Genomic DNA, 20,920 nt, shown 5'->3' on the forward strand with positions numbered 1-20,920 from the left:
GTGACTATTCCTTTGGGTGTAGATTAAGGAACTTGATGGGATATTTTGCTTTTAATTGAATAATGAGTAGTATTAAAAAATGAGCTCTGGCTTAAGGTGTATAAAATCTGCCAAGAAACAAGTGTTATAAAGGTGGAATATACCGAGACTCTATAAAGAAGCAAAAATGTAAGAAAATAGGAATACGTAATGGATTTACGATTAGCGGAATATAAGGACTACGAGCGCATTGCGCATCTTCATGCGGATAGCTGGAAGCGTCATTACCGTGGCATTCTTAGTGATAACTATCTTGAGAAAGAAGCGATTGACGACAAACTACTGATTTGGCAAACCCGTTTGACCAACCCACCATTCAATCAGCACATTGTCTTGGCGGAGGAGGGAGGTTTGCTACTTGGCTTTGTTTGTGTGTTCGGCAACCATGATTTCGAGCGTGGAACCTTTATTGACGCATTGCATGTTGATGACAGTTACCGTGGTCGTGGGATTGGTAAGCAGCTATTACTTGCTGTCGCAGAATGGCAACAGCAGTACTTTAAAGACACAGGTCTTTATTTAGAAGTTGTGTCGCAAAACATTTCTGCGATTGAATTCTATCGCCACATTGGTGGTCAAGAGGATCAAGAGCGAACTTGGCGCGCACCTGATGGCAAAGAGGTGTTAGAAAAAGTATTCCGTTGGAAGAACGCCCAGTCATTAGTTAGTGGGATTGAGGAAAACGTGATTTACTCCTAACCTAGCGTTCTAAAACATTAGATAAGAGCAGTCTCAACACTGCTCTTTTTTGTTTATGCACCCTAACGTTATGTTTTATTGAAAGCTTTCTAGAAGTTAACCCCCATGGCTTTTAGTTCGAGCTCACATTGCTGAGCATTTTCAAACTGAATAGCAGCCATGCCAACTGCTCGGGCACCTTCAACATTGTAAGGCATGTCATCAAGAAATACTGTCTCTTCGGGGTTAAGCTGATACTTTGAAAGTAGAGTTTGGTAGATCTCCGCTTGTGGTTTTAGTAATTGAACTTCAGAAGAGATGATTGCTCCATCAAACAGTGGCCAAAACTCATAGGTAGTACGAAGATGTTCCACAATTTCGTTGATGTTGTCTGTGAGCGCATATACGCCATATCCGGCTCTTTTTACTCGTTTTAACAGCTCTATACTGCCGTAAAGTAATATTTGAGTGTGTTTTACATAATAAAAGAAGCGGTCCATTTCTTCCGTCGTTACTTGGTGTTCACGTTGATAACGCTGTTTTGCTTCCCTTTCGGAGATCGTCCCTTTATTTAAATCTTTCCAGATTTGTGATGAAAATAGCATCTGAGCCATTTTCTCTGATTCTACGGAACCACCAAATGTTAAGCGAACGATTTCTACTGGAGACCAGCGTACCAACACATTACCTACATCAAAAATGACATTTTTTATCTGGACAGAATTCATAACACACCCCAAGCCAATTGTTCTTCACCACGCTATATGCGGTGAGTGCTGTTTTTGAATCGTTGGAAAGTCGTGCCAAAGGCGCGACTTAAGTTTCTTACACAAAATGAGATTAACATCCAATTGGATACAGAGCGATTATCGCAAAATTGCACTAAACTATATGCAACTTTGTTTATTTGGTTGTAAATCAAGTGTAGCTGTCTTAAAAGATTGAAACTAAAGATAAGTATTGCGAGCTGTTTACGTCATTTCGCGCTGCTTATAAATGATGATTAATATATAATTAGTTAATAATAAAACGATAAAAGTGAATCAAAATCACACTATTGTGCGTCAGGCGGAGTAAGCAAAACAGATTATATGGACTCGATACGTAAGGTTTATCAATATGCAGAACCAAACCTAACTCTCGTTGGCTGGATGGGGTTTCTTGGCTTTCCGCTGTACTACTTTGTCTGGGAGTTTGCCTTTCCACAGGCTTATGAAAATTTACCTCTTAGATTGTTTTGCTCGTTATTGTTTTTCGGCATCATTTTTAGAAACCGCTTATCATCGACTTGGAGAGATTATGTTCCTATTTACTACCAAGTGACGATAACGCTGTGCTTACCGTTTTTCTTTTTTTATATGTTACTGATGAATGACTGGTCCAATGTATGGGTTATGTCGTTTATGTCTGCAATTTTCTTACACATTTTACTGGTTCATGTTACTAGAGTCATGTTTGCTCAAACCTTTGCTGGGATAGGTTTAGCAACATTCTTCGCTTGGGTTGCAAAAGGGTTCCATCTTGACTTGACCATGGATTGGACTCATGTGCCAATCTTTCTGTTTATTTATGTCTTCGGTAATTTGTTCTATTTTCGTAACCAAGTTGAACATGAAGCGAAAGTCTCGCTGGCAAAATCATTCGGGGCAGGGATCGCACATGAAATGCGTAACCCGTTGAGTGGGCTTTGCACTTCAATAGATGTTATCCAGTCGATCTTGCCCAACATGAAAGAGGCAGGAAAAGAGCAGTACGTCATGAGTGTAGAGGATGTCACCTTATTACGTGAAGTGAGTCAGGATGCAATGAACATTATCCAATCGGGTAATGAAACCATCGATTTATTGCTAACTTCGATTGATGAAAATCGAGTTTCTCGTTCTAGCTTCAAAAAATATTCAGTTCACTCGGTCGTTGAACAGGCAATTGAAAGCTTCAGTTATAAACGTGCCACTGATCGATTTGCCATATCGCTGGATGCGAGAAGTGAGTTTGAGTTTCTAGGTAGTGATACATTACTTAAATACGTTATGTATAACCTCTTCAAGAATGCCTTCCATCACCGTAAATCTGAAGATTTTCACATACATGTATCCATGATAAGTTCAGAACGCTTTAATCAAATTGTTGTAACCGATAATGGTGCTGGCATTGCTCCTGATGTTCTACGCAATATCTTTCAAGACTTTTACACCACTGGCAAATCAGGAAGTTATGGTTTGGGTCTACCGTTTTGTAAAAAAGTCATGCGTTCATTTGGGGGGAACATTGAGTGTCAATCTCAGTTAGGGGAGTGGTCTCAATTTACGTTAACTTTCCCACTAACGACATCTGATACCGTTACTGAAATCAAAAACGATCTGACTAAACTCAAAACCATTCTAACGGTGACTAGCCAAGATATCTTGGTGTCTAAAGTAACAGATATTAGCCGTTTTATGGGCTTTGACTCGACGATTTTAGATGCCAACCAAGTACTCAAAAAGAAAGAGTACGAGTTCGAATTCGATCTGATTTTTATCGATCTTGAGAGCTTAGATCCAAGAGCAAACCAATTGGATAGATTAGAATCTCTCTTGTCTTTCACTGAAGCACGCATAGTTTATCTTTTTGAGCATCATCCGACTCAGAGAGCACGTAAGGCTGCATATGAACCTATTTGGATCGAAACGCAAGCCTGGTTACTGAATACTAAACCAACTATTGAGCGTCTCTTATATGATTCAAGCTATGTATCGACACCAACGGCCTCGGTGACGTTAGATAATTCAAATAAGCGCACAATTATGGTCGTGGATGATAATGAATCTTTGCGTAAATTCACGGCAATGTTACTTGAAAAGCAAGGCTTTGAAGTGATTCAGAAAGAAGACGGGCAGCAGGCTCTGGATACACTAGAGCAAGAAGATGTTGATCTCATTCTGATGGATATCGAAATGCCAATTATGGATGGTGTAGAAGCGTCTAGGCGAATTCGAAGCTCGGATAAAAACTATGCGTCGGTACCTATTATTGCGCATACAGGGGATAGTTCACCTGTCACGTTGGACAAAATTGGGTCTTCGGGTATGTCTGACTTCATCGTAAAACCGGCGGATAAAAATCGTTTGTTCGATAAAATCGCAAACTGGATCTAATCATTCGCGACTTGTTTTCTTGAGGCGAGTTGCTCACAACGAATAACACGAATAAAGAGCTCAGCAAAACTGTTGAGCTCTTTAGTTTTATCTACACACTAACTTACACAAACTCTAAGTCAGGGTGTGCAAATGCTTGTTGGCAGACAGTGAGTACATGATCAACTTCAGCAGCTGTCATGTCTGCATTGACTGAAAAACGGATGATGTTTTTGTTCCTTCCAGTTGCAGGGCGGCAAAACACTGCGCCGTAAACATTTCGCTCTTCGAGAAAGTCGCGGACTCGCTCAGTGTTTCTCTCGTTACCACATTCTAATGCGATAATTTGTGATTCACTGCGAATAGTAAATCCAATGCGTTTTAAACCAACGGCTAAAGACTTGGCTCTTTCAAACAGAATATCTCGCTTATCATCTGATTTTCTTATGACGTCCAGTGTTTTCTCTAGCCGAATGATCTCTTGCGGTAATACGGTAGAACTAAATATTGCAGGGTACGCCACAAATGGAAGCGTCTTTGCCAGTTTTTCTGGGCCTAAAATCGCGCCAGCACGATAAGCAAATGTCTTGGCAAGACTAACGGTAATAAAATCTACCTTATGAGTTAAGCCAAGACCCTGCAGTATCCCCGCACCTTGTGGACCGTGTGTACCTAAAGAGTGTGATTCATCTACAACCAGGCCGCAGTCAAACTCCTGTGCTATTTCGTAGATATCACGTAGAGGAGCGATGGTCCCGATAGTGCTGTAAACCGAATCCACAACAATGATCCCTGAACCGTGACGTGAAATCTGTTTTCTTAGGTGACTGGTGTTGTTATGCATGAACGGATGAATTTGTGCTCCGGCAATACGTGCGCCTTCCCACAAAGACATATGTGCAAAGAAATCAATGTACACAGGTATGTTCGGTGCACAAATAGTCTGCAATAAACCGACATTCGCAGCCCAACCAGATTGAGAAAGTAGACAACTAGGCATACCAACGAAACTGGCTAGTTGCGTTTCAAATACAGGTTTCGATTCATCGTCTTGTAAGAAAATCGCGGACATCACGACGTTGTCATCGTGCTGGGAAATCGCATCACGATGCGCGTTTTGAATCTCCTTATTATGAGACAGTGCAAGGTAATCATTGCTTTGCAGGACAACGGCATTACACGGTGGGCGTTTACCAAGAACAAGGTGTTTTTTGTTCTCATTCGGTTCGATTAGATCTTGAATATAAAAATCTAGGCGTTCCTCGATAAAGGAGGGAAGTGGTTTGCTTTGTATAGTTTCACTCATAATAAATCTCTTCTTCATATGGAAAAACGCCAGCGCTGACACTTATTCATATTGCGGATTTTGGGGAGAGTGTCACTAACCAGGTTGCATAAGTTTGCAGACCCTTGCAAACTCGACATTTGAGGGTTGGATGGTGGCTGTAACTCTATAGGGGCCCGGGGTCTAAACTAGTTTGTGCTTAAAGTTTATACGGCGATTTTGCGGTGTTTTTTCGTGCTTCATATCTGGGATTTTGGATGAGGAATATAAAGTTTGAAAAGTGAAAAAAATGGGCGCATTAGATAACAAAAAAGGCGCGAAAATCGCGCCTTGAAACATGAGTAGATAAGAGACAAGCTTATCGCTTATTACGTAAATAGCGCTTACGACGCTCTTCTTTACGCTTCGCTTTTTCTTCTTCTTTACGGGCGGTCTCAATCTCGACTTCAATCAGCTCTTGAGTGATCATTTCTGGGCGTTCTAATGTAATTTGGCCCAAAGTGCCTTGACGAAGTTCGTGCAATAAGATCTCTGATACTTTGTGCAAGTCAACACGTCCACCTGCACGTAGTGCACCGCGGCGACGACCAATTTCTTCCATGATCTCGATATCTGATTCTGGAAGCTCTTCAATTTGATAACGCTCTTTAAGCTTGTCTGCATAATGAGCTGCTAGGTATTCAATGGTATAGAATGCGACTTCGTCATATTCCATCGCTGTATCTTTTACCGCGCCGGTAGCCGCAAGGCGGAAGCCACTGTGTGGATTTTCCACTTTTGGCCATAAAATTCCTGGAGTATCAGATAATACGATGCCATTTTGCAGGTTGATACGTTGTTGACGACGTGTAACCGCGGGTTGGTTACCTGTTACAGCGATTGTTCGACCTGCGAGGGTGTTAATGATCGTCGACTTTCCAACGTTTGGGATGCCCATGATCATGGTGCGAATGTTTTTACCAATTTCTTCTCGGTGTGGGGCAAGTTTGCGGCAAAGCTCCATGATTCGATGCACTTCTTGTGGTTCAGAAGTCGTGATCGCCATTGCTTTTACATGTTGCTCTTGCTCCAAGTGCTCAATCCACAGTTGAGTTAATTCTGGATCGGCCAAATCACGTTTGTTCAAAACTTTAACGACAGGTTTGTCACCACGGATTTGAGAAATCAAAGGGTTTTCACTACTGAAAGGAATACGAGCATCCAGTACTTCGATGATCACATCCACTTGAGGGATTGCTTCTTCGATCTCTTTACGTGCTTTGTGCATGTGGCCAGGAAACCACTGGATTGAGTTATTAACCATTTGAATTTAATACCTTAATTTTTCTAATGCTCCAGCGGTTGTAAAAGTAGCAATGTGAGTCTTGAGTAATACAATACTAGAATGCATTTTCTAAAACTGTGTTTACTTCAAGCTGCTCGAAACCGCGGAGTTGAGCTTTCTTTCATGTTAATACGTCAGTTTATCATGGAATGATGATGAATCATTCAAGATGAAAGTAAAAAGCTATGGCGTGCAAACCTAAAAGCACATATCTCTTATATATACCGACTCGCAGTGAATATCCGTCTGGGTGAGAGACCGAACGCAAACGCTGTGTAGTCAAAGGTGGATTGTGTTGTCAGATTGTTCTGACGGATTTTGGTTTTTTGATTTTATATCAAAGCTTTATTTTTATTTCGCTATTGAGCGAAGTTTGACTTTTATCTGACAAAAACTAGTCTGAGCTTCCATTCAGAGGAAGCAGTCATGCTCAGTATTCTTAGAAGTATTACGGTATCGTCCGTCGCCTTAATTTTTTTAGCGAGTTCTTTTTGCTCAACTGCCAAACAGAGTCCTAAACCGAAGGTCATCGTTGGTGTTATTGCGCAAGACGAAGCTAAAGACTCGTTTGACGGTAGCGTTGGTCCTTCGTACGGAATTAGTCTTGAGTATTTGTCTAACATTACTAAAGCTTTGGATTATGAGTTAGAACTTCGGACTTACAAGCATATTCCGTCTTTACTTGCGGATGTCGAAAGCAAGAAGATTGATGGTGCGGTTGGATTTAGTAAAACAGCAGCAAGAGAAAAGCGTTTCTTGTTTTCGATGCCTTTCTTTTCGAGCACTATCGCTGTTTGGTATCGGAATGCCACTTACCGAGATAGTGATGCGCGTGATCTTAAATGGGTGTGTGTTGAGGGCAGTGTGTATTGTGACAACCTCACTGAACGTGGTATCGATAAGATACATTATGTTAAAACACGTTTAGAGGCGTTTAATGAAGTTAAGCGAGGTAAAGCGAACGCGCTGATTTACACTTATGTTGGTATTACCCAATATTTGGATTTGAATGACATTGTAAAAGGGGTTGTCGATATTCCCAGTTGGTTGAAAGACGAAGAGGTGAGTTTTATCGCTTCGTTGGACAAACAGAGTCTGATCGATGACATCAACAAAATCCTTCACTGGGAGCAAAATGGAAAAAACATTCGCTCCGTCGCCTCGAAAAATCCTTACCATATCAGTGATAAGTTATTGGTAGATTACCGACGTAATCATCAAAACAAACTAGTGATAACTTACAGCAGCAGTGACGAAGCTTATCCGTTTCTCTACCGAGATTCGCAAACGGGCGAGTTAGACGGTTTCTTTCCAGATTTTGTCGACTTATTGCAGTCTCGTACTGGCTTGAGCTTTAAGTATGTGAAGCCGACGTCGAGCCTTTCTAATGGATTAACGGCATTTGATGCCGATATAGTCCCCGTTTCTTATGTGGGTGAGCTACCTAAGTCAGATTGGTTGTTCACTAAACCATTCATGCACAGTAATTACGTGGCTATCCAAGCGGAGCAGAGCAAGCGCGATAAATCTGCACTGAAAGAAGCGGGTATTCTGCTCACTTTGAAAAAGCAAGGGTTAGTTCATTTGGGCACTTTGCAGCAAGGCCAAGTTGATCATTATAATGATTTGAAGAAGCTGCTTACCGATTTGAAATCGGGCGTTTTGGATGTGGCTTATATTCCTGACGACATCGTTCACAACATGATTGCACAAGATCAAGTCGATGGCTTGGTGATCAATGCGGAGGACGTTTTGACGTTCTCTAATGCATTTGCGGTTGCAAACCACAATACACAACTGCAACACATGTTGAACAGCATCATCGAAACCATTGATTCTAACGAGATCGAAAAACTGCTGCGTTCTCACCGAAGCTTCAAACTGACTTATGGCTATGACGCGGAGCAGATCGCTACATTTGTTGTTGCTGGTTCATTCATATTCTGTCTCATGTTGATTGCGGCGTATTTCATCTTATCTCACATGCGACTTAAAGTGAGGTTAGCCGAATTTAATGCTGACAATGAGGAAGCGGAAAAGCAATGGCTGATGGACATCATCAAAGAGATCAATAGCTTGGTTTTTATCCATAGTGAAAATAACCATATGGAGATGAGCAATTGTGCGAACTACAACAGTAAACAGTGCCAACAATGTAAGTTGAAAAGTGATTCTGCGCACGTTCCTCTGGTGAATAATTTTGATGAACTGACCACTGTTATTGCTGGAAAGCGTATTTCAGAAGAGGTTGCCTCGTCGGGCTGTGAACTTGATATTAAACATGTATATCGAGAACGCAAAGTCATCGCTTCTCCTAGCGGTAAGAACAAGTTTGTACTGACTGTGATTCAAGATATTACCCAGCAAAAAGAACGTGAACAGGCGTTAATCGATGCGCAAAAAGAAGCGCAAACCGCGGTACGTGCGCGCGAAAACTTTTTGGCAACCATGAGTCACGAATTAAGAACGCCATTGTCGGCAGCACACGGCATCCTCGATTTGCTAAATCACCAAGTGACGGCAGATTCAAATCGCGAGTTAATTGCCCAAGCCATACGCTCGCTCAATCATTTGAATACGTTAGTAGACGAAGTACTGGATTATTCAAAGTTAGAGGCAGGGCACTTAACCGTCGCCCCAGTTAAGACCGACTTGCTTAAAACCTTGTGCGATGTGTTTCGAAGCTTTGAACCACGAGCGCTCGCGAAAGGTTTGGATTACAAAGTGACAATCAAACCATTTTCGAATGCTTTCATTGAAATCGACGCGCTGCGATTGGTGCAAATTACCACCAATCTACTTTCCAATGCGGTGAAATTCACTGCCGAAGGAGAGGTTGGAATCAGTGTCATTCTTCATGAAAAGCAGCTTATTTTGAAAGTGGCGGATTCAGGTATCGGCATGACGGATGACCAACTCGAAGGCATTCTCAATCCTTTTGTTCAAGCGGATGACACTATTACGCGTAAATATGGCGGTACTGGATTGGGGCTGAGCATTGTTGACCGATTGATCGACTGCATGGGCGGCGTGCTCTGCATCGATTCACAATTTGGCTTGGGCACGACGATTACCGTCAAACTGCCAATTGAGCATTGCGACTCTGAGCCAGACGTTTGTTTGAACTGGACGTATAGCGAGAGCTTACCACTTAATATTCGCCAGTGGTGTGACGCGTGGAAAATGCGTCCAGCGACGTTAAAAACAATGGTGGCGAACCTTCACCCTATACACGACAGCGATGCCAGTTTTAATGGCCTAATGCTGCGTGACGAACAAAGAGTACTTGGCAGTCTTACGCTAAGAGAGCTTAAGTATCCAGATATATTGTTCAATTTGCTCTGCCAAACGCAGCAAGACACCAAGCTTAGTGACGTAAATCAAGAAGTGGTTTCTTGGGTTCTCGGCACGGTACTGGTCGCAGAAGATAATCCCATTAACCAAAGCGTGATAGCAATGCAGCTTCATGAACTTGGAATCGAACCTGTCATTGTGAACAACGGCCGCGAAGCATGGGAATACATCAACCAAGATGAAAACGTTGTGTTGCTGCTGACCGATTTTCATATGCCAGAAATGGATGGCTATGAGCTTGTTAGGCACGTGAAAAACTCCGAATTTAAAGCTATTCCAATCATCGGTGTGACAGCAGAAGATGCTCGTCTTGCCATTGAACGTACACAGGATATCGGCATTGATGATGTGCTCTACAAACCCTATGACCTTAATCAATTAAAAACCGTTTTGATTCCATTTATTGGCGAAAAAGAGAGGGGGAGGCTGCCCGGCTGGATTAAACGGTTCAAAGCACAGGACGCAAAAGAGATTGCGCGCGTGTTTAGTCAATCAATGTCTACAGATATAAAAAACTTAAACGCCGCATCGACTGAGCGAGACAAAAAACGGGTCATTCATGGCATCAAAGGAGCGGTTGGGGCGATAGGGGTAAGCATGCTGGCTGAGCTTTGTATTGAGGCAGAACGAGTTACTGCTGCGGAGTTTGACAGGCGAACAGCGGAGCTAATTTTACGAATCGAGCAGGAGATCGAAAACATAAACTATTGGGTAGAGACAAATGAATACACAATTTAATGTGATGGTGATTGATGACCATCCGCTACAAACCACAATACTTTCGCAAATATTGGATCGCTATTGCGCGCAAGTCATCCCCTTTAACTGTGTGGATGCTGCTATTCAGAGTGTGCAGGAACAACATTTTGACGTAATTTTTTGTGATATCCAAATGCCCGGAAAAGACGGCATCGATATGATGGAAATGCTCGATAAAGTCCAGTACCAGGGGCAAGTTGTACTGGTCAGTGCAATGGAATTGACCATTATTTCTGCGGTAAGAGCCATGTGCGAGGGATTTAGCTTTGAAGTATTAGGGAAGCTACCCAAGCCATACGATGAAAATGAAGTCGTTGATTTGTTACGTAAAATAAAAGATGAAAAAGCGAAACAAGTCAGCTTTGCTCAACCTATTGAAGTGGAAGATCAAGAATTCCTGTTTGCTCTGGCTGAAGGGCGAGTGAAAAATTATTACCAGCCTTTAGTCGACGTGCAAAGTGGGGAAGTGCTTGGGTATGAAGCGCTCGCGCGTTGGAATCATCCTATTTATGGTGTGTTACCCCCTCATTATTTTTTGCCAATTGTAGAGCGTTGCCGCCTTTCTGGAGAGTTGTTTCAAGCTGTATTGAGTAATGTTATCTATGACATGAAACACCGCGGATTGACGCAAAACGTATCCATCAATGTAGACCATGAAAATTTAGAAGATACGGCGTTCTCTCACTACTTTTTACAGCAATGTTCAGAGAGCGAGATTGACCCATCACAAATCACCATTGAAATTACAGAGCGAGATACATTTCAGACTAGCGCGTCCCTGTACAAGAATTTACTCAAGTTGAGGATGAACGGTGTCACTGTCTCAATAGATGATTTTGGCACGGGGTCATCGACGTTTGAAAAACTGGCTCAACTGCCATTCAACGAGTTAAAAATCGATCGTTCGTTTGTACAAGGTGTCGAATGCGACATCAAAAAACGCAACATCGTTGTTGCTATTTGCGCGTTAGCGAAAAGTTTGAATATACGACTGGTCGCGGAAGGTATTGAAGACGAAGTCACATTGCAAGCGATACGTGAGTATGGCATTGATCTTTGCCAAGGCTTCTACATTGATAAACCCATGCCACTAGAAGCCATAACCATACTAAATGAAAGATATGAATAAATTGAATTACTTGATCTTTGACGATCATCCTCTCGTTTGTGTTGCAATCAAGTCGTTGTTGGAAGAGTTAGGTAAAACAAATGGGGTATTGACTGCAACATCAGCGAAGATGGCATTACAAATATTGAAAAAGGAAGAAATTCAACTGTTGATCTTAGATGTGAACTTGGCAGATTGCGATGGGTTTGATTTCTACAAACGTATCAAATCCCATGGTTATGAAGGCAAAGTCATTTTCTTCTCCGCTGAAACTAGCCAAATGTACAGCCAAATGGCTTTTCGTTCTGGCGCTGATGGCTATGTGTGTAAATCGGAAAATCACGACATTCTTAAAGACGCGATAGAAGCGGTAGAGAGGGGGTATACCTTCTTCAAATTTAAGCAAGTTGTTAACAGCGTTCGAGAAATGCCACAACTTTCAAGCAGAGAAAGTGCAGTAATGAAGTATTTACTACAAGGAAAGTCCAATAGAGAAATCGCTTCAGTGCTATCAATAAGTGATAAAACAGTCAGCACATACAAACGCCGTCTATTGGATAAATTTAACGTAAAGAACATTGTTGAGCTAACAAGAGTGGCGGGGGCGTAAGACCGCATCATGACACTTAAAAGTATCGCGTTGTCTCTTTTCATCGCAACATTACTATTCGTCACTTCTGTCACAATGATTGGTGCGGTGTTAATTTCTTATGAAGTAAAGCAGTTCAACACTTACGCGAATAATTTAGCTAAGATAAAACAAAAAGTAATTCTCATGGGGCTATTGACGGAAGCGCAGCTCGAGCAATACAAAGGCATGAGCGTGAGTGAAGTAGAAGCGCAAACAGAGCTAAGCTTTCAAGATGCGATTTACTCCCTGTCACCTTATGAAAAACTTAATTACGTTGAAGCTGTTGCACGGAAATCGCTTCATCAGGCTGAAGCGTATTTATCAAATGCGTTCAATCGACAAAATGCCGTTATGTATTTTCGTTCTTATACTGGAAACAAACTCATCTTAGAGAGACCGATTGAAGCGTTAGAGGGAGTGAAAGCCACATTTGATGTTGATTGGTGTAAAAGTAATTATTCTTGTGTGTTAGCCGCGTGGAAAGAGCAACTAACGGACCGGGTATTGTTTTCCCTACCATTTAAAACGACATACTCCGATGACATGGCGATAAGCATCATGAGTCCGGTTTACTTTCAAGGTGAGTTAGTGGGAGAGTTCTCGGAACAATTGTACCTCTCGCCGCTTTATAATGATGGGAAAGCGGTGGATGTTCAAATAGCGAATGGGAACAAGCAAATGGTGATTTACTTCGCTGGCTACCCCTTTCCATCATTCGCGTACACCCAATCATATGTCGCAGACAACAACAATCTCATTGTTTACATGTACCCATTCAGTAAAATTGTACTGGATTACGTGTTCTTGTTTATCATCTTCTTTTTCGTAACTTTAGCGTATTACAACAAAGCTTATGAATCTAAAGAGAGCAAACTTCGCCTCGCTAAGGCACTGACGAACGTGACGAAAGATGATTTAACGGGATTGTTTAACCGCAGAGTCTTTCAAGATAGCGAATTCAAACGTCGTTTGGAAACCGCGCCATATTCCGTCATTGCAATAGATGGCGATAGGATCAAGCGAATCAATGACCATTACGGTCACCATGTAGGGGACGAAGTTATTGGGATTATTGCTGATGCTATGTCTAAAGTGTTTCGAAATAGTGATTATCTAGTTCGAACTGGTGGTGATGAGTTTGTTGCGATTCTGCCGGGTTGCAGTATCAGTCAATCTTCAATATTGGCGAAGAAGCTTCGTAGTGTCGTTAAAGATAACCGACTAAAGACCTTGGATATCGAAGTTAGTGTGAGTACTGGTATCGCGGCGAATGAATTACACGAAACGCTTCAGGACGTTATTGTACGTGCAGATGAAGATCTCTATGAGATGAAAAAACACAGACAAAAGTCCCATTAAGCAGCGCTAGTATTGACTCAATGTTAAGTTACGGAACATAACCATGACATAACTGTTTGATTAATTTGACCAAACAGAATGAGTGGTCTTTTATATTAGAGCAGTCAACAAATAGTGATTGCTCTATTTATTCTCGACCTTACATTTGGTGTCGCACGTGAACAAAGATCTCGACTTAAACTTACTTAAAATACTTGTCTTACTGGATAAGCACCGTCAGCTCAAGCCCGTTGCGAAAGCGATGGGGAAGAGCGAAGCGTCAATTAGCAAATACCTTGCCCGATTGCGACTCCAGCTAAACGATGAATTGTTTATTCGGCATCCTCACCACATGGAACCGACGGACTATTTAAAACGTCAATTACCTAAAATTTCCGATGCACTCGAGAAGCTTGAAACTTGTCTAATTAGAGATGAGTTTGAACCGGAAAATTACGAAAAAGACATCACCATTTGTTTGCCGCAAACCGCTCAATACTCATTTGGGCATTTACTTGCAATGGATTTAATGGCGCTGTTTCCCAAGGCGCACATTTCGATAGCAACGATTACAGAGTATACGATAGAAGAGATAATCCTAGGCAAAGTGGATGCGCAGTTACATTACTTCAACGAGGATGTTCCGAAATCTGTTTATCAGAAGTTCATCGGCTATGCGCCTGCTGTGTTAGTTGTCCCTGAAGAGCTGGGAATTACCACCCTAGAAGAAGCAGCCAAACTTCCCTTTATCATGTTAGAGATTATCGGTTGGAAAGAGAAAGAGCAGCTCGTTAAGCGTGCAATGGAAAGCCACGGTATGGTCATCAACCGTATTGCGGCTCTAGACAACGTAAGCAGCGTATTGAAGCTAATTAAGCAAAAAAGCGCCGCAACCGTGCTACTTGAATATCAGGCGCCAATTGATGGATATAAATTTATAAGAGTGCCAGAGCATTTTTACCCAGATGGCTGGCCAAAAGTGGTTGTACAGGTGAAGCAAAGCTTAAGACATGATGCAATGCACCAGCTGTTAATCGGTGCTATTGCAAAATACATGAGCGCTTAGCGGCAAAACTCAATGTTTTCTGACTGAGGAATAGTATGCAGAAGTTCAATCAACGTGTCCGCATGGTACTTTTTCAGAATACGCGTTTTGTAGGTGCTGATTGTTTTAGCGCTGAGTGAAAGTTGTTCAGAAATCTTCTTATTAGAGTAGCCTTGTACAAGATAATGGAACACCATGGCTTCGCGATTTGAAAGTGTTACGTTACCCGACGATGGTGTGTGAGTCGACTTAAACATTGAGTAACCGCGTGAAACACTCACAATTGCGTCGATAATGGTCTCTCTTGTTTCATGCTTGCTTAAGAAGCCGTTTGCGCCCATTTCGTACGCTGCTTTAGAAAGACTCGAGTAGTCGCGTGAAGAAACAAATAACAGTCGGCCACGATATCCCGTCGCTAAAATGTTTTTGGCTAAACGCATACCATCGCGGTCGCCAAGCACTACGTCTAGAATAATCAAATCAATCTTTTGGCCTCGAACAAGATCCATCACTTCCGCACTGTCAGTGGTTTGAATCACTTCAGCTGCGTTGATTACGGATTCAACTAGAGAAGCAAGAGCTTCGCTATACAATGGTTGAGCGTCGATAATAAGAACATTATTCAAAGTTAACCTCACCTAATACATCAACTAGTGTGCTGTCAGGCGACAGCGCAATTGGATGAATAGGATTGTAGGAAAAACCTTGCTAAGAGGAAGGAAAATGACTCTTTCCAAAAGTGAAAATCAGTGTCTTGATTATGGGAATAGCGATGTCAGGTATTGAAATACCTAGTGATAGGATGATTGCTTAAAACTTACGCTGACAGAAAACTAACAAACTGAAAGTGTTCTTTCAGTGTTCTATGCCTTCAGATTTTCTTGCGATGCCTCTAGCGCTTCGATTTAAACCCGTGTGTTCACAAGCGCAGTTTTATACCAAGCCACTTGAAGAGAGCTTGTTCTAAACCAGGCATGAGCATGGTAGCCAACTTTGTGATGATATCTGTTAGATAGGTTTGGCTATTGACGCTGAACATCACTTCAAATTATTTCTAAACTTTTCATTGACTCGGCCGCTAAAAGTGGAGGTGTTAATTCGCACTTTGGCCACTCATAATGTCGTGTTCAAAAATGAGACAATTTTACATGGTTTGGTATGGAAATGTGCGTTAGCCGTCCTTTTGATGGTTTACAAATTTTGTTGTAACGACTAAAAAGGACTTTTGGATTTTTAGCCAGAGAATGGCTTCTCATGGCGTTTGCATCAAACTTTTCTGATGCGTATTTTTGGTTGGATAATTGGCTTTATGAGTAACGTAACCAGCACCATTTTGACAGAAAGTGGTACCAATGAGCTTGAAATCATCGAGTTTCATTTAGAAAAAACATTGCCAGATGGCAGCACAAAAACTTGTTATTACGGCATTAACGTTGCGAAAGTACGAGAAGTGATTCGCGTGCCAGAAACAACCGATTATCCAAACGCACAACCTCATATGATTGGTGTGTTCTCATCCAGAGATGTACTGACGCCTTTAGTGGATTTAGCTGGTTGGTTAGGTGTGCCAACACGACAAGATCTGGAGCACAAGTTTGTAATCGTTACGGATTTCAACAAAATGACCAATGGCTTCTTAATTGACAGCATTTCGCGTATTCATCGTATCTCTTGGAATGATGTGGAATCACCAAGTCAGTTTTTGGAAGCGGGCGAACAAGATTGTGTAGTAGCCGTTGTCCGTAAAGAAGGCAACCTGATCATGATTCTCGACTTTGAAAAAATCATCGCAGACATCAACCCAGAACTGAGTATGGAAAAATACGATGTGAAAGGGGACAAGTCGGTGGATCTCAACCAGAGAATGGTCGGTAAGCGTAATGCTAAAACGATCATGGTGGTGGATGACTCAGCATTTATTCGCTCTTTGATCCAAGATACATTAGCTTCTTCAGGTTACAATGTGATCACATGTAAAGACGGTGGTGAGGCGCATGAGAAGTTGATGAGCTTGATCGAGGTCGCGAAAGAAGAAAACTTGCCAGTTAAAGAGCTATTAGATGCGGTGGTTACGGACGTAGAAATGCCTCGAATGGATGGTATGCACTTAGTGAAGAGACTACGAGATACCGAAGCGTTTCATGAAATGCCGATCATTATGTTCTCGTCATTGATGAGTGAGGATAACCGAGCGAAAGCACTATCTCTTGGCGCAAATGATACGATTACCAAGCCAGAGATTGGCCGCATGGTGAATATGATGGATAAATACGTGTTTAACTTTGCGTAAAAAACCGATCAGATGAAACAAATAAGGCTGCCGATTGGCAGCCTTATTTTTATTGAGGGCAGGGAAGAATATCTAAGGTGTAACTCTCGTTTGGAGTCTGCGGTGGCCCATATAAAATTCCGCATTGTGTAAGGCTAGCTCTTTTTTCGTCGGCTGCAGCAATGACCATTTCGCGAGTTGTTGAACCAGCCGGGTGATGAAATGTTTTCCAATCCGAGTCTTCTTCGTTCAGTCCTTGCACGAGTAACTTCATCGATTCGCTATCAGAATCAGGATATCCATATAAAAAAACACAGCGCTTTGAACCACCAATATTACAGCCGTCAAATGGTAAATCTGCCATTAAAGCACTGTCTACGAAGTTTGAAACGTAAGGCTTGCTTTCCAATCCCGCAATCGCCATTTTCCCATAACCGACGCCTAATGCTGACGCAATAGCGCCTTTCATTCCTTCCAAACGAGCTTCACGTGCATCACTTTGAAGGTTTAAAAAGCGTGGCGCGGCAGTGACAGCAAGAATACCGAGCACGACAATAACTACGACCAACTCTATTAGAGTAAATCCCGTTTGTTTCTTCATATTATTTTCACAGCAAGTTAAAGGTAGAAAAACACTGACCGTACACTTGTTTATTGTGTAAATAAGTACGGTAATGATAAATCGATCAGTAGTATAAAGAGGTGAATTGTAAAGTGCTATACCGACGCCGCACTAATTGACTGAATCCATTAAATGCAATGGAGAATTCACGGGTCTAATTCTGCTAGATTTTAAGAGGTCATTAATTCCGCTGAAGAAATGCTGCGTGAACAGGCGAGCATGAATCCTCTTCGATGTAAGCAAACATGTACATCAGTGGAATGAAATACAAAATGCAAATGAGGGCGAACCGCACAAATGGATTGTCTTTTTATTCACTTTGATGAATGCTACGCGGAATTCATATCGCAGTGTGCCTGAGGTATTCGGCATGCGAATGTGCTTTGGTTTTGTGTTTATTTTTCAAATATAAGAATAATCTAAATGGAATTCGATTCGATAAACTTCCTTGCAATAGGTTTGATATTTCTTGGCTCTTATGTCCAGACCGCAATCGGTTTTGGCTTGGCTATTGTTGCCGCACCTTTACTGATTCTTTGGGCGCCAGAATATGTTCCTGCGCCAATCTGTTTAGTCGCGTTATTTATTTCGTTGATGAATGCGATGAAGCACCGCAGTAGTGTTGAAATCGGCGGCTTAAAGATGGCGTTGATTGGGCGAGTGCCGGGATCAATTGCTGGTGGCTTGCTACTCTTTTTTGTATCTACACAAACTCTCACGCTTTGGATTGGTTTGTTGGTGCTGTTTGCAGTCGTGGTGAGTGTTTTACCGTTTCGGGTTGAGCCTACGCCTTCGCGTATGACATGTGCTGGTTTCTTTTCTGGGTTGTTTGGTACCAGTTCTGCGATTGGAGGCCCTCCGATGGCGTTATTGTTGCAGCATCAAGAAGCGAATCAGTTACGCGGCAACTTATCGGCTTTTTTTGTTTTCAGTTCGATTATTTCACTAATAGTACAAATCCCAGTGGGCTTCTTCACATTGCATCATTTGGTCATTACTATTCCTCTATTACCTGCTGCGGCGCTTGGTTACTGGCTAGCAATGAAAACTACCCAGTCGTTACCAAAAGAAAAGATTCGGTTTGGGGCACTTATGTTGTGTTTTGTGAGTGGCTTTACCGCCGTCGTACAAGCGTTGAGCCAATAATGCCATCTGCATCATAAAGTCACTGCGGGATTGCATTCCTTTTTATGTATGGCGGACTTGTTTACTTACGCCAAATTTGGTCGTTTAGATGGGCGATAGTTTTATGAATAACACTCGTTATGGCACTTTTATGGCAGCATTCTCCTTTGTGATCTGGGGATTGCTACCAATTTATTATCGTTATTTACCAAATGCTTCTATGGATGAGTTGCTAGCATGGCGAATCATTGGGTCTGTACCTGTCGGGTTTCTAATTGTACTTGGGATAACCCGTCGAGGGCTGAATTGGAAAGAAATCTGGCTTGATAAAAAGTCCTTGTGGTACACGTTTGTGGCGAGCAGTTTGATGTGTATTTCTTGGAGTGCGTTCACTTGGGCTTTGACCCATCATCGGGTCATTGATGCCAGCTTAGGCTTCTTTATTGGACCATTAGTATCTGTTGCACTAGGCGTATTTATTCTTGGGGATAAGCTCTCAAAAGGCAAACTTATTGCAATCGTGCTGGCAACAATTGGTGTTATGTATCAAGTGATTCACTATGGTCAGCTGCCCGTTATCGCACTAACGATGGGGTTGTTCTTTGCTTTGTATGGGCTTTACAAGAAGAAGATAAATTATGACTGGAGTACAACCTTGTTTGTTGAGGCGTTGTTACTGACTCCAGTTGCACTCGCATATTTGCTCTATAAACAATGGGCAACTGGTGAACTGGCTTCGGGCACAGATACCAAAACATTGCTTTTGTATTTTGGCAGTGCACCTATCACACTTTTACCACTTGTATTTTATTCTATCGCAATACGTATAACTAATTTATCAACCGTCGGTCTAATGCAATACATCGAGCCAAGCTTGCAGTTTGTGTTGGCAGTTATGTTTTTTGGCGAGTTGTTTGACGAAGTGAAAGCGGTGACCTTTGCATTTATTTGGGTAGGGCTGTTGTTCACCATTTTTGAAAGTATTATCAAAGGGCATCGGCGCAAAAAGCTGGTCAAACACCCCTTATAGTGGTTTCAATATTCTCACATATTAGCTTCTTTATTCTTATGCCCTCCATTCGAGGGCATTTTTAATGTCATGAAGCATTGGCTTTCGTTTTTTGCCTGAATAGAAATCATAACTTGAGATTATTTTACGCATTATCATAATGATACCGCTATAGTTATAGCCAAGTGACACGCTTATATAAGTGAAAACCAGATCAAGAAGGACGACATATGATCACTGCTCTGTATGCCAACATTCTCGCAATACTCATTATTTGGTTGGCTGTTCAAGTAATTAAGCAACGTCGCTTAAATCAAATTGCTTATGCCGATGGTGGGGTAGAGGCTCTACAAATTGCTCGTAGTGCCCAGAGTAATGCGACAGAATATATCCCCATCACCCTGATTTTAATGGCACTTTTAGAATTCAATAGTGCTTACCCAACATGGATACATCTCATCGGTGTTATTTTTGTAATTGGTCGAGTTATTCATGCTAAAGGCATATTGAAAAAAGACTTGAAAAAGCGCATTAGAGGGATGCAGGTGACATTTCTGGTGATACTTTCATTGGTTGTGTTAAATATGATTTACCTGCCATACGATAAGTTATGGTAAGTCTGCGACGTTATATTCCATCGCCTTGGGTACTCGTTCTGATTGGATTAGTACTGAATATTGGCGCGATCATCGTTACTAGCTTAGTCCTTGATAAGTTGGGTAAACAGCACTCGCAGCTCGCAGAGCAAACAGCAGAAAACTTGTATTCCATCCAACTCGCATGGAACAGTGTGGAAACCCTAGAAAGAAAAAGAGAAGCTTTACTGCTGCATGTGCACATAAGTCAGAGCGTAGCGATACCTTTAGAGCTAGAAGAGGTATTAGCAGGGCATTTATCTTCCTGGGTTCTCAACGAGTCGGATGAAATAAAAATTGATCAACTTCCTCAACTGATGTCAAAGATAAATCAGGCACAAGCTTCGTATAGAGACCGCATCGATAATTACTACATTGAGAATGTAGAGCTCAATGAGGTAATGGCAAAGCAGGATGAAAAGATCGCTTGGTACAAGAATATCGGACTCTTCTTGCAAGTATTCGGACTTGCGTTAATCCTTGCACGCGACTTAGCTAGGAAGCAATAAAAGCAAGAGCTAAAGATCAGGTTTATTGCGAAATGCCAATGGTAGTTTGCAAATTGCAATTTATTCTGTGAGCA

17 protein-coding genes are annotated in these 20,920 nt (G+C 41.9%); 12 read left to right on the forward strand and 5 right to left on the reverse strand.

Annotated features, from left to right (window positions below; translation table 11 throughout):
• The first annotated feature begins 189 nt into the window (after window positions 1-189).
• Window positions 190-738: a GNAT family N-acetyltransferase gene (locus tag R7E38_RS09500; protein ID WP_005376525.1), complete on the forward strand. Its 549-nt coding sequence runs from the start codon at window positions 190-192 to the stop codon at window positions 736-738.
• Window positions 739-827: 89 nt separating this feature from the next.
• On the opposite strand, the gene R7E38_RS09505 is transcribed toward R7E38_RS09500, so the two are convergent.
• On the reverse strand, window positions 828-1,445 hold the full coding sequence (locus R7E38_RS09505) for an HAD family hydrolase (protein ID WP_017635351.1): 618 nt from the start codon (window positions 1,443-1,445) through the stop codon (window positions 828-830).
• Window positions 1,446-1,808: 363 nt separating this feature from the next.
• On the opposite strand from R7E38_RS09505, the gene R7E38_RS09510 reads away from it, so the two are divergent.
• Window positions 1,809-3,854, forward strand: a complete 2,046-nt coding sequence (locus R7E38_RS09510) for a response regulator (RefSeq protein ID WP_033906489.1) — start codon at window positions 1,809-1,811, stop codon at window positions 3,852-3,854.
• A 103-nt stretch (window positions 3,855-3,957) separates the two neighbouring features.
• On the opposite strand, the gene cqsA is transcribed toward R7E38_RS09510, so the two are convergent.
• Together cqsA and ylqF are read right to left on the reverse strand one after the other, a co-directional pair.
• Window positions 3,958-5,139, reverse strand: a complete 1,182-nt coding sequence (gene cqsA, locus R7E38_RS09515; protein WP_017635350.1) for an alpha-hydroxyketone-type quorum-sensing autoinducer synthase — start codon at window positions 5,137-5,139, stop codon at window positions 3,958-3,960.
• Between the two features lie 337 nt (window positions 5,140-5,476).
• Window positions 5,477-6,421, reverse strand: a complete 945-nt coding sequence (gene ylqF / locus R7E38_RS09520; protein WP_005376521.1) for a ribosome biogenesis GTPase YlqF — start codon at window positions 6,419-6,421, stop codon at window positions 5,477-5,479.
• Between the two features lie 447 nt (window positions 6,422-6,868).
• On the opposite strand from ylqF, the gene R7E38_RS09525 reads away from it, so the two are divergent.
• The 5 genes from R7E38_RS09525 (at window position 6,869) to R7E38_RS09545 (ending at window position 14,698) form a co-directional block, all read left to right on the forward strand.
• Complete coding sequence (locus tag R7E38_RS09525; RefSeq protein WP_226084122.1) at window positions 6,869-10,534, forward strand: ATP-binding protein; 3,666 nt, start codon at window positions 6,869-6,871, stop codon at window positions 10,532-10,534.
• Window positions 10,518-11,684: an EAL domain-containing response regulator gene (locus R7E38_RS09530; protein WP_226084123.1), complete on the forward strand. Its 1,167-nt coding sequence runs from the start codon at window positions 10,518-10,520 to the stop codon at window positions 11,682-11,684. Before R7E38_RS09525 ends, R7E38_RS09530 begins: the two co-directional genes overlap by 17 nt.
• Window positions 11,677-12,273, forward strand: coding sequence for a response regulator transcription factor (locus R7E38_RS09535; RefSeq protein ID WP_206957731.1), 597 nt, complete (start codon window positions 11,677-11,679; stop codon window positions 12,271-12,273). Before R7E38_RS09530 ends, R7E38_RS09535 begins: the two co-directional genes overlap by 8 nt.
• Before the next feature lie 9 nt (window positions 12,274-12,282).
• Window positions 12,283-13,653: a GGDEF domain-containing protein gene (locus tag R7E38_RS09540; RefSeq protein WP_005376517.1), complete on the forward strand. Its 1,371-nt coding sequence runs from the start codon at window positions 12,283-12,285 to the stop codon at window positions 13,651-13,653.
• A gap of 157 nt (window positions 13,654-13,810) precedes the next feature.
• On the forward strand, window positions 13,811-14,698 hold the full coding sequence (locus tag R7E38_RS09545; protein WP_025767842.1) for a LysR family transcriptional regulator: 888 nt from the start codon (window positions 13,811-13,813) through the stop codon (window positions 14,696-14,698).
• Here R7E38_RS09545 and R7E38_RS09550 read toward each other — a convergent pair.
• Window positions 14,695-15,303, reverse strand: a complete 609-nt coding sequence (locus tag R7E38_RS09550) for a response regulator transcription factor (protein WP_017821556.1) — start codon at window positions 15,301-15,303, stop codon at window positions 14,695-14,697. The genes R7E38_RS09545 and R7E38_RS09550 overlap by 4 nt on opposite strands.
• A gap of 683 nt (window positions 15,304-15,986) precedes the next feature.
• On the opposite strand from R7E38_RS09550, the gene R7E38_RS09555 reads away from it, so the two are divergent.
• Window positions 15,987-16,967 (forward strand): chemotaxis protein, encoded by a 981-nt coding sequence (locus R7E38_RS09555; RefSeq protein WP_226084124.1) that lies wholly within the window; start codon window positions 15,987-15,989, stop codon window positions 16,965-16,967.
• A 49-nt stretch (window positions 16,968-17,016) separates the two neighbouring features.
• On the opposite strand, the gene R7E38_RS09560 is transcribed toward R7E38_RS09555, so the two are convergent.
• Complete coding sequence (locus R7E38_RS09560; protein ID WP_005376513.1) at window positions 17,017-17,547, reverse strand: prepilin-type N-terminal cleavage/methylation domain-containing protein; 531 nt, start codon at window positions 17,545-17,547, stop codon at window positions 17,017-17,019.
• A gap of 444 nt (window positions 17,548-17,991) precedes the next feature.
• Between R7E38_RS09560 and R7E38_RS09565 the strand changes: the two genes are divergently transcribed.
• From R7E38_RS09565 to R7E38_RS09580, 4 genes are all read left to right on the forward strand, one after another.
• On the forward strand, window positions 17,992-18,714 hold the full coding sequence (locus R7E38_RS09565) for a sulfite exporter TauE/SafE family protein (protein ID WP_042520743.1): 723 nt from the start codon (window positions 17,992-17,994) through the stop codon (window positions 18,712-18,714).
• Between the two features lie 103 nt (window positions 18,715-18,817).
• A complete protein-coding gene (rarD, locus tag R7E38_RS09570; protein ID WP_025767839.1) occupies window positions 18,818-19,723 on the forward strand; it encodes an EamA family transporter RarD in 906 nt (301 codons plus the stop codon).
• 209 nt (window positions 19,724-19,932) lie between these two features.
• Window positions 19,933-20,319, forward strand: a complete 387-nt coding sequence (locus tag R7E38_RS09575) for an MAPEG family protein (protein ID WP_047101434.1) — start codon at window positions 19,933-19,935, stop codon at window positions 20,317-20,319.
• Entirely contained in the window at window positions 20,313-20,846 is a 534-nt protein-coding gene (locus R7E38_RS09580; protein ID WP_047101435.1) for a hypothetical protein, read from the forward strand. Before R7E38_RS09575 ends, R7E38_RS09580 begins: the two co-directional genes overlap by 7 nt.
• Window positions 20,847-20,920 lie beyond the last annotated feature (74 nt).

It is taken from the genome of Vibrio sp. Vb2131, assembly GCF_033338535.1.
GTDB lineage: Bacteria > Pseudomonadota > Gammaproteobacteria > Enterobacterales > Vibrionaceae > Vibrio > Vibrio alginolyticus.